Origin of the sequence: Halococcus saccharolyticus DSM 5350, from assembly GCF_000336915.1 — an archaeon.
In the GTDB taxonomy this organism is placed as follows: domain Archaea; phylum Halobacteriota; class Halobacteria; order Halobacteriales; family Halococcaceae; genus Halococcus; species Halococcus saccharolyticus.
In genome coordinates this window covers 37,895-50,402 of the sequence record NZ_AOMD01000033.1, presented here as the reverse complement: position 1 = coordinate 50,402, position 12,508 = coordinate 37,895, and the positions used below count along the sequence as shown (strand labels likewise).

20 protein-coding genes and 1 tRNA gene are annotated in these 12,508 nt (G+C 64.7%); 19 read left to right on the top strand and 2 right to left on the bottom strand.

The features are described from left to right. Positions 1-21: 21 nt before the first annotated feature. Positions 22-624 carry an IMP cyclohydrolase gene (locus C449_RS15955; RefSeq protein WP_006079080.1) on the bottom strand — a complete coding sequence of 201 codons (603 nt, stop codon included), beginning with the start codon at positions 622-624 and terminating at the stop codon, positions 22-24. 132 nt (positions 625-756) lie between these two features. On the opposite strand from C449_RS15955, the gene C449_RS15950 reads away from it, so the two are divergent. The 19 genes from C449_RS15950 to C449_RS15865 all read left to right on the top strand — a co-directional run bounded on the left by C449_RS15950 (position 757) and on the right by C449_RS15865 (position 12,338). Beyond that, positions 757-829, top strand: a tRNA-Gln gene (locus tag C449_RS15950). Positions 830-1,034: 205 nt separating this feature from the next. Further along, complete coding sequence (locus tag C449_RS15945; RefSeq protein WP_006079077.1) at positions 1,035-1,547, top strand: hypothetical protein; 513 nt, start codon at positions 1,035-1,037, stop codon at positions 1,545-1,547. Continuing rightward, positions 1,544-1,927: a hypothetical protein gene (locus tag C449_RS15940; RefSeq protein ID WP_006079076.1), complete on the top strand. Its 384-nt coding sequence runs from the start codon at positions 1,544-1,546 to the stop codon at positions 1,925-1,927. The genes C449_RS15945 and C449_RS15940 overlap by 4 nt, the downstream gene beginning before the upstream one ends. After that, positions 1,924-2,187 carry a hypothetical protein gene (locus C449_RS17955; protein WP_152415756.1) on the top strand — a complete coding sequence of 88 codons (264 nt, stop codon included), beginning with the start codon at positions 1,924-1,926 and terminating at the stop codon, positions 2,185-2,187. The genes C449_RS15940 and C449_RS17955 overlap by 4 nt, the downstream gene beginning before the upstream one ends. Continuing rightward, complete coding sequence (locus C449_RS15930; protein ID WP_006079074.1) at positions 2,180-2,521, top strand: hypothetical protein; 342 nt, start codon at positions 2,180-2,182, stop codon at positions 2,519-2,521. The genes C449_RS17955 and C449_RS15930 overlap by 8 nt, the downstream gene beginning before the upstream one ends. Then, entirely contained in the window at positions 2,521-3,087 is a 567-nt protein-coding gene (locus C449_RS15925) for a hypothetical protein (RefSeq protein ID WP_006079073.1), read from the top strand. The genes C449_RS15930 and C449_RS15925 overlap by 1 nt, the downstream gene beginning before the upstream one ends. A 172-nt stretch (positions 3,088-3,259) precedes the next feature. Next, positions 3,260-3,496, top strand: coding sequence for a hypothetical protein (locus C449_RS17950; RefSeq protein ID WP_152415755.1), 237 nt, complete (start codon positions 3,260-3,262; stop codon positions 3,494-3,496). A gap of 55 nt (positions 3,497-3,551) precedes the next feature. After that, positions 3,552-4,547, top strand: a complete 996-nt coding sequence (locus C449_RS15920; protein ID WP_006079072.1) for a hypothetical protein — start codon at positions 3,552-3,554, stop codon at positions 4,545-4,547. Then, positions 4,544-4,966, top strand: coding sequence for a hypothetical protein (locus C449_RS15915; RefSeq protein ID WP_006079071.1), 423 nt, complete (start codon positions 4,544-4,546; stop codon positions 4,964-4,966). The genes C449_RS15920 and C449_RS15915 overlap by 4 nt, the downstream gene beginning before the upstream one ends. After that, on the top strand, positions 4,967-5,278 hold the full coding sequence (locus C449_RS15910) for a hypothetical protein (RefSeq protein WP_006079070.1): 312 nt from the start codon (positions 4,967-4,969) through the stop codon (positions 5,276-5,278). Further along, positions 5,275-5,547: a hypothetical protein gene (locus C449_RS15905; protein WP_006079069.1), complete on the top strand. Its 273-nt coding sequence runs from the start codon at positions 5,275-5,277 to the stop codon at positions 5,545-5,547. The genes C449_RS15910 and C449_RS15905 overlap by 4 nt, the downstream gene beginning before the upstream one ends. Before the next feature lie 3 nt (positions 5,548-5,550). Continuing rightward, a complete protein-coding gene (locus C449_RS15900; protein WP_049914376.1) occupies positions 5,551-5,880 on the top strand; it encodes a hypothetical protein in 330 nt (109 codons plus the stop codon). Between the two features lie 73 nt (positions 5,881-5,953). Further along, positions 5,954-6,733, top strand: coding sequence for a hypothetical protein (locus tag C449_RS15895; RefSeq protein WP_006079067.1), 780 nt, complete (start codon positions 5,954-5,956; stop codon positions 6,731-6,733). 30 nt (positions 6,734-6,763) lie between these two features. Then, the gene (locus C449_RS15890; protein ID WP_006079066.1) at positions 6,764-6,976 is read left to right on the top strand and encodes a hypothetical protein; all 213 of its coding nucleotides are present in this window, start codon (positions 6,764-6,766) and stop codon (positions 6,974-6,976) included. A gap of 1 nt (position 6,977) precedes the next feature. Further along, a complete protein-coding gene (locus C449_RS15885; protein ID WP_006079065.1) occupies positions 6,978-7,271 on the top strand; it encodes a hypothetical protein in 294 nt (97 codons plus the stop codon). Positions 7,272-7,273: 2 nt separating this feature from the next. Next, positions 7,274-7,774: a hypothetical protein gene (locus tag C449_RS15880; RefSeq protein ID WP_006079064.1), complete on the top strand. Its 501-nt coding sequence runs from the start codon at positions 7,274-7,276 to the stop codon at positions 7,772-7,774. Beyond that, the gene (locus C449_RS15875; RefSeq protein ID WP_006079063.1) at positions 7,771-9,351 is read left to right on the top strand and encodes a hypothetical protein; all 1,581 of its coding nucleotides are present in this window, start codon (positions 7,771-7,773) and stop codon (positions 9,349-9,351) included. The genes C449_RS15880 and C449_RS15875 overlap by 4 nt, the downstream gene beginning before the upstream one ends. A 3-nt stretch (positions 9,352-9,354) precedes the next feature. After that, on the top strand, positions 9,355-9,732 hold the full coding sequence (locus tag C449_RS15870) for a hypothetical protein (protein ID WP_006079062.1): 378 nt from the start codon (positions 9,355-9,357) through the stop codon (positions 9,730-9,732). Then, a complete protein-coding gene (locus C449_RS15865) occupies positions 9,732-12,338 on the top strand; it encodes a phage portal protein (RefSeq protein WP_006079061.1) in 2,607 nt (868 codons plus the stop codon). The genes C449_RS15870 and C449_RS15865 overlap by 1 nt, the downstream gene beginning before the upstream one ends. On the opposite strand, the gene C449_RS18165 is transcribed toward C449_RS15865, so the two are convergent. Beyond that, positions 12,335-12,505, bottom strand: coding sequence for a hypothetical protein (locus C449_RS18165; protein ID WP_161606467.1), 171 nt, complete (start codon positions 12,503-12,505; stop codon positions 12,335-12,337). The genes C449_RS15865 and C449_RS18165 overlap by 4 nt on opposite strands. Between the last annotated feature and the right edge of the window lie 3 nt (positions 12,506-12,508).

Genomic DNA, 12,508 nt, shown 5'->3' with positions numbered 1-12,508 from the left:
GGTGTTGGATCCCGACCGACTTCAATCGCCGTTCTCAATGGCCGTCTCGAACCCGTCCTCGGTTCGGACGACGCCGGCTGCACAGACCCGATGTTCGAACTCGAAGTCATAGACCGCTGTCGCTGCCGCCGCAGCACCCTCGGATCCGTCACCGTCCGCAGCATCGAACGCCACCGCCTCCGGTCGATCCTTCTCGTAGGTCGCCACCAGCGTCGGCTCGGTGACTTCCTCGACGGTGATCCCGTCCCGGCGGACGATCCCGATGTAGCTCGCCTCGTCCGCCGGCCCACCGACGATTCCGGCGATCCGTGGAGTGTCGTAGTCGTCCTTCTCGAAGTCGAGGGCGAGCAGAGCGAGACAGAGCGCGTCGCGCGGCGGGTAGCCCCGGGCGAGCTTCTCGGCGATCGGATCGACGTGTGAGCCGTTGCCGAGCACGGCTCCGCGGTCGGTCGAACGCACGCAGTTGTACGAGACGTAGGGGTTGTCGGTCTCGTCGGCCGCGGCGGTCGGGACCACGGTGAGTCTGCCGTCGCGATCGACGATCTTCCGATCGGGGAACGACCGCGAGGAGACCCGATACGCGCCGATGTCGTGACCGACGACGATGAACCGTCCGACGTACATACCCGCCCTCCACGTCTCGCCCGGAAGTACACGTCGGTCCGTGAGGATCGATGATTCGCCTGAGACCGACCGAGTTTGATAGCCGACCGAACGCGCAACGCTTACGTAGGTCGGTGAGGTAGCAACGACTGCAGTCCCATGGGGTAGCGGCCAATCCTGAAGCCTTCTGGGGGCTTCGACCCAGGTTCGAATCCTGGTGGGACTACTCCAAATTCTTACATAATCCAAACGGATAGCGCCGCGGCTGCGCATGGAGGTGCGGCGTAGATGGTCCAGTTGTGCGAGCGCTGCGACCGTCTCTTCGAGCGCAACCCCGAGGGTGGGGCCTGCACAACCACGACGAACGGCACTATCCCCTGCTTCCGGACCGAGATTCGGTATCTCGACCGCGGTAACGGGGGGGGATCGGAGTGACGCATCCGCCCGAGGGCAACGACAACGCCGACTGGGGTCGGACCGCCGAGACGGCCGCGTGCGAGCGCTGGCCGCTCGAACGGATCTCCGGTGACGCCGACGAGCCCTGGTGGTATGACGCGCGCGTGTGCGAGCGGATCGACGCGGCTGGCGAGTTCGGCGACGTCGAACCTGGCACGCCGGTCGAGGTCAAGGTCGCGAAGTACCGCATCCCGAACGACACACCGCGACGCGGTCGGTGGTTGCTCCGCGAGCGCGCCCACGAGCAGCTGCTCTCTGAGGACGGGGAGTACGTCCTCGGCGTTCGTCGCGAGGGCGAGGGCGTCGGCGAGCTCGTCATGCGACCCGCCTGGTGGGTCGACGATCTCGTCACGACGTGGTCGCCTGCGACGGCGCGGCGATCGGGCCGCCGCGTCGCTCAGATCCCGTGGAGTCGTGTTTTCGAGGAAGGTGACGAGAAAGGTATAGCGAGCATCAGTATAACTAATAAGGGAGGTGCGACGTCGTGAGCCCCGATCGAACGGTCGGCGACGATCCCGAGGCGAAGGTCGTCGTCGAGAACTACTCGGATCTCGCGGCGACGAAACGCGGGCTGTCGAACCGGCAGGTCGACGTCATCATGTCGGCGTTCGGCGACGGCGTCGAGGCAGCACTCGTCATCGAGGAGTGGGCCAACGACAAGGATCTCCCGACGGCCGAGGGCACGGCAGCAGTCTATCTCGGCCGATGTGTGAAATCCTCCGAAGCGGCGTGGCGGTTCGCCGCCGAAGGGCGGGTCGCATGGCTCCCGAAGAGTCTCACGACGCTGTTCGAGAACGACCTCAGCGCGGATGTCGAATCGCCCCAGCGCGGGCTGAGTGACTTTGCGAACGCGGGAGGTCAGTCATGAGTCAGAGACAGCCACGAGCTCGACGATCCACCAGCGGCGGGAGTAGCGATAACAGCAGCGACGGTGGGGATGTTGTTGAAGCAGAGATCGATCGCGACGCACTCACCAAGCGCGGCACGATCACCTGCGGCGACGTCGAGCGCCGACGGCTGATTGAGGAGATCGGCCGCGAGGACGAGGTCAAGTTCATCGGCGATGCCGACGAGGCAGGTCGCCAGGCCGAGCGCGACGAGGACTGGGAGAGTGATCTCCATGAGTGAGGTTCTCGTCGACGCCGAGAAGCTCGACCAGCTGATCGACCGAGTTGAAGATCTCGAAGATCGCGTCGAGGAACTCGAGGGCGGTTCGGACGGATCCGAGCAGTCCGTCGACGGTCGGTTCGACTCTCGCAACGCGTCGGTACTCGACTCGCTTGCCGGCCGCGAGGGTCAGGTGTTCCACGTCCGATCGCTGACCGAGATCTACCGCGAGCACACCGACATCCGGCGCAAGGACACGTTGAAGCGTCGGGTAAAGGACCTCGTCAAGTCACCCGCGTTCAAGCACGATCGCGGCTCCCGGCACCGGTTCGTCGGTTCGGGAGGTGACGAGTGATGGACGACGAGGAAACGGTTCGGATCAACGTCGAAGTCCCGGAGTCGGTCCGTGACACCGCGAAGCAGAAACTCGACTACGGTGGCCTCAGTCGCGAGATCCGCGAGCGCCTGGAGGAGATCGCGTTCGGGCCCGAGCTAGCCCACCGATCGCGGCTCGAACGGCAGCGTGCCGACTTGAAGAATCGGCTTCGCGACGTTCGCGAGAAGCGCCGGGAGATCGACGCGGAGATCGAGACGCTCGAGGAGCAGGTCCAGGCCGTAGATGAGAAACTCGGATCGATCACCGAGCGCGAGGACAAGTACGACGCGAAGCTTGAAGAACTCGAGTCGCAGCTGCGGCGCGACGGGATGCGGCTGGACGTCGAGAATCCGAAGGTCGGGCGCGCAGCGGCGACCGGTGGTGTGGAGCCCGAGGGCGTCATTCGAGAGCTGAAAGACCGGAATCCGGACGTTCCGGACTACGCCTTCGAGGATGGTCTCCACGACCACGAGCACGACTGGACCGGCGTTCTGGACGAGGATCTCGGTCAGGATCCCGACGAGCGAGAGGCGCGGTATCGATGAGAGTAAATGAAGATGAAGGGTTGAAATACTCATCTTCATCTTCTTCTTCAAACTCCTCGAAGGAGAAGAGAGAGGTAGACGGTCTAACCAACCTAAAGCAACAGCTAACGACCGCGGCTGGTACTGTCCTGTTCTGTGGCAGTCTACTTAACCCTTCTGGGGAGGTGCCGTCGTGAGCGTCTTCCCGAGCTCGCGGGAGAAGGACGGCCGTCGTCCTGATCCATCCGAACCGTGGCGGTACGAGTGTCCTGAGTGCGGGTCAGTACGCGTCCGCACCAACGCGAACAACGGTAAGGCTGCGTCGAGAACCAGTCACGACTTCCACTGCCAGTCGTGCTACGCGGCGTTCGATGAGCCGGCCGATCGCAAGGGTGGCGAGGAGTCGAAGCCACCGCCGGATGGTGTCTGAATCTTCATCCGAGTAGCACGGCCGGCCGAACATCTCAAACCAACGAACAAATCCAATGCCACACTCGATGCGGATCAAGAGCGAATCGAACCGCGAAAACGAATACAACGTCTCTGTCGACGGCGGGATCGAGGCGAAGTCCGGTACCGGCGGTCGCGATCACGTCGGACACAACGGCCGAACGGCTATCGGCCGGGTCGTCAGTGGCGTCGACGAGTGGCGCTACTGGGGCCAGAAGACGGAGATCCTGGCGGACGATCCCGAGGACCTGCTGATCTCGATCAACAACAAGAACTGGGAACGGGCGTCGGCCTACGGCGCGAAGGCGTTCGACGGGTCGAGTTCGAGCGGGAGCTCGGGCGGCGGTGGATCCAGCGGCACCCAGCGTGGTCCCTCGATCGAGGCGCGGAAGCAGAAAGCCGCGGGCGATGCCGACTCGCAGTACATCGACCCGTCGGATGTAGAAGTCATCCGGACGAGCGAGGACTACCGCGAGGCGTACGAGTCGATCTCGAAGGACTACGAGGCAGTCCACGCGTTCGCAGTCGCCGACGGGACCTACTCTCCGGGCACCATCCAGGCGGCCTTCTCTCAGAACCGCGGCGCTGCTCGGATCGTCTTCTGCGGGAACTACGAGGATCCCTCGCAGGTGAAGGTAACCGCGAACCACAACATCATCCACACCGGGAAAGACGAACATCTCCGGTTCCAGGGGATGACGTGGTCGCGCTCGCAGCAGGTCGGCCCCGCGATGCACCGGAACATGCGCTTCCCCGATGGGTTCGGCGGGAAGCCGGTCGGCGCGCGCATCCAGGACAGTTTCGTCCGGGATATCGCGCTCTACGGCAGCGGTACGTTGCACATCGACTGGGGGGTCCGGCTTGAGACGACGCGGAACGCGTACATCCACCGCGCCAACACCGCCGACGTCTACGTCCACGCCGGCGTCGAGTTCGCGAGCGGTGGGAAGCCAGTCACGAGCGATCGCGATGTCCGGCCCGACGATCTCGGTAGTGGGCTGAACCGCATCCGGTTCGCCAACGAGCTATGAGCTCCCAACAGTCGGGCTACGAAACCATGCCGGCGACCGAGGACGAGGATCTGCTGCACGCCTCGCAGTCGGCACAATTCAACGTGGTCGCGCAGGCGATCCGGTTCCCCGGAGATCTCGACGAGGAGCAGCGCACGCGCGTCCAACAACACTTCGATAGCGGGGGGTTCGAACCCGAGCCGATCCAGGTCACCGCCCGGAATCGACAGAACCAGGCGCTCCGTGTGCGCTCGGAGTGGGACGGTGTCCAGCTGCACCTTGACGTCTGTCCCACCCAGGCCCCGCGGCTGGCGTTCCGACCGGCGGTCGCAGCGATGGGGCGGTACTACTCCGATCACCGCGTGAAACTCGCAGCGCTGGTGCTGGTCGCGGTCGCGATGATCGCCGCGTTCGCCCTCGCGATCATGGGGGTGGTCTGAGTGGGCTTCGAGGACCTCGGCCGCACTCTCGACAACATCGCCGAGTCGATGACGAGCACTTTCGCCCGGTTCGCTCGATCGCTCCGGCTGACGCTCGCCCCGCACCCGACCGCGGAAGGACGTCGTCTTACAGAGGACCTCTGCCGAGAGGCGTACGACGCCGTCGAGCGCAACGACGTTCGCGTCGAACGCATCCCCTCGGAGCACCACGCCGGCGACGCGGCGGACGTCACCTATTACGATGGCGTCGAATGGAGCGAGGTCACCCGATATGACCTCGAGGAGATCGAGCGCTGCTTGGAGGCGCTATGAGCAGCACCGCCGACACCGACGCGGCGGACGTCGGTGACGATCCCGGCGACGGAGTGCACCCGCTGGTTGCGGATGTCAACCGGGTCCTGGCAGACATCGACTGCCTGCCGTATCGGATCCGCCGGACTGGCGAGGAGACGGTCACGGTGCTGATTGCGAAGAATGAGGGTCGGGTTCGTGGCACGCTCGACCGGCAGGGCTATGAGACGGACGATTCGGACGTCCCGGTCCGCGACGGATACGAGGCGCTGCTGGAGGTGTCGCGGTGACTCGTGCCGGTTTTAACAGAACACGCGTACGACCGCTGGACCGAGCGGGTGTGCTGCGAGCAACGCGGCTGGGCCCCGTGGGATCTCCCCGACGAGTTCGATCGCTCACCACCGATCGGCATCCCAGGCCCGGACTACGGCCGACTCCACGCCCCAACCGACTCGGTGATCGTCTTCAAGCGCGACTGGCTCTCGGGCCCGCCGGTGCTCGTCACGGTGCTGTACGCCGATCCGATCCCGTTGAACGACGACCACCTGAAGATCTGTCCCGACTGCGAATTGCGCTACGAGGACAACGGCGACGAGAGGTGCCCGTGGTGCGCTGAGGACTGACCCCGGCATTTATATCTCTTAAAGAATATTCTTCTAAACGTCGTATGGCGCTCGCTACTCCCCGGCCCGGCTGATGGCTTTTTCGCGCGAGCGTCGCGCACATATCGCTCGGAAGTTGCACTTTCTTGATGGGTGGTCAGCTGAGGCGATCGCCGACCACTTCGAGGAAGAGGGCATCGCCGACATCAAACCGCGAACTGTTCGGAAATATTTCAAGGATAGCGATGCCGAGGAGACGATCGAGAAGGTCCGCGACCGGATGGCAGAAGAGGACCTCCGGATCGCCGAGTCCCTCCAGCGCAAGCACGATCGGGCTCGCGAGGCCGAAGCGAACGCCGACAAGGAGGTCCCGATCCAGCGGGTGTTTCCCGAAACCGAGCAGGTTCGTCGCGATCGCGTCTCTGACTTCGAGTGGACTGAGTGGGAGCAAATCGAGCCGGGCGACGCCGACTGGCCCGAGTGGGCGACACCCGGTCGCGATGTTCTAATCCGATTCACTGGACGGACGACGATCGTCCAGCCAGGCGAGCGGTATCCGATCAAGGGGATCGACGGCGAGCCGAAGTACACCACCGAGTTCGTCGGCCTCGAGGAGGTCCGCAACGAGAAGGCGCGGGCGTTCCGTCGCGAGGAGCAGGCCGAGCACCTGGAGAAGAAAGCACAGGTCCTCGGGATCGAGGACAACGAGCTCGACGTCAACGTCGGCGGCTCGATCGACCTGGAGCACTCGGTCCCCGAGGAGATCGTGACGGCGGTGGTCGGGGCGAGTCACAACCGCCTCGATAACGATGCGGACGGCAGCGAATCGACCGACTCGAACAAGCAACCTGGCGAGGCGGACAATGGATCATGACACTCACACCATCGATAGGACCGCGTATGGATGAATCGACGAGAGCTGAAGAACTACGTCGGCGCGTTCGCGCTGGTCGTGCTGGTGGTGATGGCCGCGGGGGGCTGGTGGTTCGGTCGCCCGATCACCGACCGCACACTTGCGATCTTCGCGGTCGTTCTGTGGGCGACTCTCCAGCTCGACATCACCGCACTGCTCCCGTTCGACATCGTGCCGCCCGCCGACGACGAGGGGGAGGACTGACGTGATCGACCTCCGACTCGCGGTCAAGGCACTCGGTATCGTCGCCGGATTCCTCCTGATCGGGTACGGCTTTGCGATCCGGGGCGCACCCCGGTACGACACCGTCTCGGATCGGTACGCGAGCGCGATCTCCTCAGTGGGGCTGATCCTCGTCCTCGTCGCGACGGGCGGGTTTTTCGCCGGGACACGGCTCTCGCTCGCGCTCGAAGGCGGGGGGTATCTTACGGGGCTGATCGGCGGCACCTGGGCGTTTCGACGCATCGCGAACCACCAGAAGCGGTACGAGGAGGCCTAATCATGCCGACACAACCCCAACAGGTCTGCGGGAGCACCGACACCGAGAGTGGCGATCCCTGCCAGCATCCCGAGGGATGGGGCCGAAGTGCCGAGACAGGCCCGTGCCTCGAGCACGCCGATGACCCGGACGCGTTCGCGACGACTAAAGCGTTCTCGTGGCAGGAGTGGCGCGACTTTCTCCCGACCAAGGTCGAAGAGGGCGACTGGCGCGGCCTGCTCTCGACGAGAGGTGAGTGGCACGCCGCCGGGATCGGCCTGGGTCTCGGATTCGCGGCGGGCGTCGCTGCTCGACCGGAGGCGATGCTGGGGCTGGCGTTCATCGCGATCGGCGAGTCCGAAGCCCAGGGCAAGCAGCTGCGTGACGTCGCCAGGGAACCAGCGTACGCGATGGTCGCGATGGTGGCTGGCTATCTCGCCGCCGGGTTCGGCTTTCGGCCGGTGGCGATCGAGCGCCTGGTCCGCCTGCTGAATAACGGCGGCCTCACCCGGCTCCTCGGATGAGCGCTGCCACCGGTGCCGCGGCCTCGCCCGAAGATCTCGACGGGACCACCAGGACGGCGATCTACAAGGCGACGTATCGAGATCTCCCAACCTTCGCCGACCTGATCTTCAGCCAGTCGTTCGGGCCCGATGACGAGCCCGGCGACGAGTTCACCAGAGGGTCGTGGGTACGACGTCGTCTCGAGCACCTCCAGTCGGGCAACAAGACCTGTGACATCGGCCCGCGCAACCACCTGAAAAGCACCGGCTTCTACATCCATATTCTGTGGAAAATCTGGCGGGCCCGGTTCAACGGGATGGACGACGCCGAGTGGGCCGACGGACCCGCCAGATTCGAGATGCACTATTTCAGTTATAAGCAGAAGAGCGCCGGCTATCACATCGGCGAAGGGTCTGACTCGATCAAGAACCTGATCGAGCGCAACCCGTACTTCGCCGGCCTCGAGGACCTCAAACCGACGGCTGAAACCAAGGGCAAGTGGACGTGGGACGGCGACCACGAGATCACCCTCTCGCCGCACGGGATGATGAGCCACGTTCGGGGGATCCACGCCGGGTTCGTCTACGTCGACGACCCGTTCCAGGACCCCGAGAACGATCTCAACCCGACGAAGATCCTGAAGATCAACAACGTGTTCCGAGCGGGCGTTTCGTCGATCCCGAAGACCGAGGACGGCGAGGAGCTCCACGTCACCACGACCCCTCAGACCGAGGAGGACTTCACCTTCGACGAGGAGCTGCTCGCGGACTACGAGTACATGGTCCAGCCGGCGATCGAGGATCACGCGACGGAGAGCGTGATCTGGCCGGAGTGGATGGACTACGACGCGCTGATGAGCCGGAAGCGCGAGATCGGCGAGAAGCTATTCAATCAGGAGTTCATGTGCTCGCCGAAGTCGAGCGAGGTAGCCTTTTTCACCGACGAGGATCTCGGCGAGCTGATCGAGCCCGAGCTCGTCGACTGGGGTGAGGATCGATCGCTCGCGACCGACCCGATGCCCGACGAGCTGCGCGATTGGCTCGACTCGCCAGCGGTGACGGGCGTCGTGGGCGGCCACGACATCGGCAAGCGAAAGCACCCGGCCCACTGCGCGATCTTCGCTGTGCTGCGGCGGTGGCTCCCGAACGAGGACGGCGACCTCGTCTGTGAGCCTGGCGGTCACCTCGTCCAACTGCATCAGAAGTGGATGGACGGCTGGGCGTACACGCGCCAGGTGGAGTACCTCCGCCGCGCGATCGACTGGTTCGGTGTGCGCCGGCTCGCGTACGACGACACTCGTGGGGAGTTCGAGAGCCTCGAGGAGCAGGGCAAGCTACCCCACGAGATGGAGCCGGTCAGCCTGTCGGGAACCTCGAAGGACTCGATGGCGGGCGCGCTGGACGTCTACGCGTCGAGCGGTCGGCTGATTTTAGTTCCCGACGGTAGACAGAAGAGACAGTTAGCAGTGGTGACGAACGACCTCGACGCGGTCGAAACCAACGAGGGCCACGGCGAGCCGTTCACCTCGGTCGGCCTCGCCGCCTGGCAAGCCCAACGTGAGCACTGGGGCTCGCGCGTCGGATCTCTGGAGATGTAGACCATGAAACTAAAGAGCTACATAACAAAATCGATCGGCTGGATCGGAAGCGCGGTGATCGCGGCAGGGGTCGGCTACTGGATCGGTCGCGACCACGAGCACCGCGATCAACTCGACGCGCGCGACGAAGTCCACGAGAAACGGAGTTTTACCGACCTGCGGGGCGCGCTCGAAGGTCATGAGCGGCCCGACGATCTCGGCCCACCCGACCCGCCGGGCCCGCCCGGCACTGGCGCTGCTGGCGCTGCAGCGGCTGCCGCTGTTACCCAGCAAGCCCAGCCAGCCAACACAACAAACCTCATGGTGGAAAACACTCCTCGCCGGGGCGAGGAGTTCGCGCGGGATATGCGCGAACTGGGCCGACAGAGAGGGGATCTCTGATGGCACGAAATTCCCCGATCCAACGACTCCGCGATGGTGTAGCCAAGCGACTGTGGTCCGGCGACGTCGTCGAGGACGCGGGCCACGTCGACGACAGGGGCGGCCAGGTCTACCACCGTGGCCAAAACGAGTGGTCGCGGACCGAGGTCGCCGTCTCGAAGGACGACAACGGGATGCGACGCGGGTCGGTCCCCGAGCACATCGAGAGCCCGATCAAGGGCCGACAGCGCTCGTACAACCCGCTCTCGCTGCGCCAGCTGGCACAGTCGGGCGTGGTCCAGTCGAACATGGCCGCGATCCTCGGCGATCTCGAAAGCGTTCCGTGGTCGGTCGTGCCGATCGACGAGGAGACCAGCGTCGCCAGCGGCGTGATCGACGAGGCCGAACGCGCCCTCGAAGATCCGAACCCCAACCCGGAGTCCTTCGATGACATCAATTCGATGCTGGCGCGCGATCTCCTCGAGGTCGGCAACTGCGTGAGCGTGACGAACCTCCAGGTCGAGGGCCGCCGTGCCGAGGCCGTGCCGCTCGACCCGAACACGTTCACGGCGGACTGGGACAACCATCGGATCCTCCAGCGCTTCTATCAGTACCCACGCGCCGAGCAGCGATGGGGCAACCCCGAGGAGCTCGATCGCGAGATCGTCATGTGGGGCGTCTTCCAGCCCACCCAGACCCGTGCGGGGATCTACGGCTACTCGCCCGTGGAGATGGTCAGCCGCTTCATCAACATCATGGGCGGGCTGGTCGACAAGGAGATCCGCGAACTCGAGGAGGGGATGCCCTCCGGGCTGATCACGCTGATCGGCGACGAGTGGTCCGATCGCGACTACGAGAAGTTCGAGACCTACTGGGAGAACGAAGTCAAGGGCGAGCAGATGAAGCACCCCTACACCCGCGGGAAAGCGGATTTCGTCCCGTTCAACATGACCTACGACGAGCTCCAGGTGCTCGATCGCCAGCAGTGGTACGCGAAGCTCGTCGCCTCGGCGTTCCGGACGCCGATCAGTGAAACGGGGCTCGCGATCGGCGAGGAGATGACCCGGGCGACCGACGTCAGCCAGCGTCAGAAGTACAAGAAGCGGGCACTCGGCGCGATCATCAACAACCTCGAACAGCTCTGGACCACGCAGTACCTTCATCGGTGGTTCTCCGAGGACATCAAACTCCAGTTCGATCCCGGCCGGGACATCATGGAGAAGCGGGAAATCGCCGAGACGAACAAGCTCAAACTGGAGAGCGGCGTCACGACGGTCAACGAGATCCGTGAGGAGCGCGGGCTCGATCCGGTCGAATGGGGCGACAAGCCCGGGACGCCCCAGACGCGATCGAGCAGCGGAAGCAGCGGAAACGACGGAGGGGGGCTCACACCTGAGGGCGAGAACCAGAACTCGCAGGGGCCCGGTGGTGAGGGCCTCCAGCAGAACCAGACGCCCACCAACGACGGCGGCGATACGGGTTTTAGCGACGGCGGTCAGGACGCGGCCGCCGCGAAAAGCTACGCCGGCGACGAGGGCTACTGGCTCCCCGAGGGTGCCGAGGTCGTCAGCAAGAAGGCGTTGCGGGAGACCGACGACTACCGGCAGTTCTCGTTCCAACCCGGCGAGATCGAGGCCCTCCAGGAGGACGTCGAGGACGTCTACGAGTCGGCGATCGACGACGTCCGCCGGCAGATCAAAGGCAACCAGCAGCTACTCCGCTACCCCACCGAGAACCACCAGGGCAAGTCGCCCAAGGAGGTGGCCGCCCAGAAGAACCTCCCCGAGCTGATGAAGCTCGTCAAGCAGGTGATCGGCATCGGGTTCGCCGAGGACGTCCGCGACGTCGTCGTCGAGCACAAGGTCGAGAAGATCACCGACGGCGAGCAGTCTATTCTTTCCGAACTCCGGCAGGCCGGCCTCTCGATCGAGGACGTCGACCTCGACCAGGTGCGCGATCGCGTGGTCGAGCGGATTCGCGACCGGACGCTGAAGATCACGAAGCCGATCAGCCAGCGCCTCGAGGACGATCTCCGCGAGGTTCTCCAGACGGCGTGGACCGAGGGCCACCGGATCACCACCGTCGAGGAGAATATCGAGGACCTCTCCGAGCAGTGGACTGGCTACGAGGCCGAACGCCTCGCCCGCGACCAGCTGGGCAAGGCAGCCAAAGAGGGTCGCACCGAGTACGCCGAGGCGACTGGCGACGAGGTGGGCGGCTGGGCGCGCACCTGGATCGACTCGTCGGACCACCGCGTGCGTCCGTCCCACCGCGACATGGATGGCGTCACCGTTGGGCCGGGCGAGTCCTGGACCGTCGACTATACGAAGGACGGCGGCCCGCCCGCCGTCGACGAGAAGTTCCCCGGCGCGTCGGTGTGGGGGATCATGTGCCGCTGCGACTTTACTCTCGCGCCCCAGACCACGGTTTCGAAGGTCCGGAAGTGGGCTGCGGACCCGTCACGCCGGATGGAAGAGGTCGCCGCCGAGAAGGGGCAGTCCATCGACCGAGTGCTGCTCCGAGCCGAACTCGGTCCCGAGAGTCGCACGGCGGCGGCGAAACGGCTCGGCGTCTCGAAGCAGACGCTCTACGACTGGCTCCACGACTCGGGACTCTACGACCGTTAGCCGTCCGTTTTCAGGAACATGATCGACTGCGTGTTGTTGAGCACGCGCCCACTCGACAGCGTCCCGAATGGACTCAATAGCAGCATGAGCAGGAAGTATGCGCTGCCGAGCAGCCAGCCGACCGTCAGGAACCATGCGAGCCGGATCACTCCAGTGATGAGGCCCATGCT

Excerpts from the sequence above, each read along its gene's own strand:
- C449_RS15955 (WP_006079080.1), bottom strand. The coding sequence starts at position 624 with ATGTACGTCGGACGGTTCATCGTCGTCGGTCACGACATCGGCGCGTAT.
- C449_RS17955 (WP_152415756.1), top strand. The coding sequence starts at position 1,924 with ATGAGTCAGAGACAGCCACGAGCTCGACGATCCACCAGCGGCGGGAGT.
- C449_RS15930 (WP_006079074.1), top strand. The coding sequence starts at position 2,180 with ATGAGTGAGGTTCTCGTCGACGCCGAGAAGCTCGACCAGCTGATCGAC.
- C449_RS15925 (WP_006079073.1), top strand. The coding sequence starts at position 2,521 with ATGGACGACGAGGAAACGGTTCGGATCAACGTCGAAGTCCCGGAGTCG.
- C449_RS15920 (WP_006079072.1), top strand. The coding sequence starts at position 3,552 with ATGCCACACTCGATGCGGATCAAGAGCGAATCGAACCGCGAAAACGAA.
- C449_RS15915 (WP_006079071.1), top strand. The coding sequence starts at position 4,544 with ATGAGCTCCCAACAGTCGGGCTACGAAACCATGCCGGCGACCGAGGAC.
- C449_RS15905 (WP_006079069.1), top strand. The coding sequence starts at position 5,275 with ATGAGCAGCACCGCCGACACCGACGCGGCGGACGTCGGTGACGATCCC.
- C449_RS15895 (WP_006079067.1), top strand. The coding sequence starts at position 5,954 with ATGGCTTTTTCGCGCGAGCGTCGCGCACATATCGCTCGGAAGTTGCAC.
- C449_RS15890 (WP_006079066.1), top strand. The coding sequence starts at position 6,764 with ATGAATCGACGAGAGCTGAAGAACTACGTCGGCGCGTTCGCGCTGGTC.
- C449_RS15880 (WP_006079064.1), top strand. The coding sequence starts at position 7,274 with ATGCCGACACAACCCCAACAGGTCTGCGGGAGCACCGACACCGAGAGT.
- C449_RS15875 (WP_006079063.1), top strand. The coding sequence starts at position 7,771 with ATGAGCGCTGCCACCGGTGCCGCGGCCTCGCCCGAAGATCTCGACGGG.
- C449_RS15870 (WP_006079062.1), top strand. The coding sequence starts at position 9,355 with ATGAAACTAAAGAGCTACATAACAAAATCGATCGGCTGGATCGGAAGC.
- C449_RS15865 (WP_006079061.1), top strand. The coding sequence starts at position 9,732 with ATGGCACGAAATTCCCCGATCCAACGACTCCGCGATGGTGTAGCCAAG.
- C449_RS18165 (WP_161606467.1), bottom strand. The coding sequence starts at position 12,505 with ATGGGCCTCATCACTGGAGTGATCCGGCTCGCATGGTTCCTGACGGTC.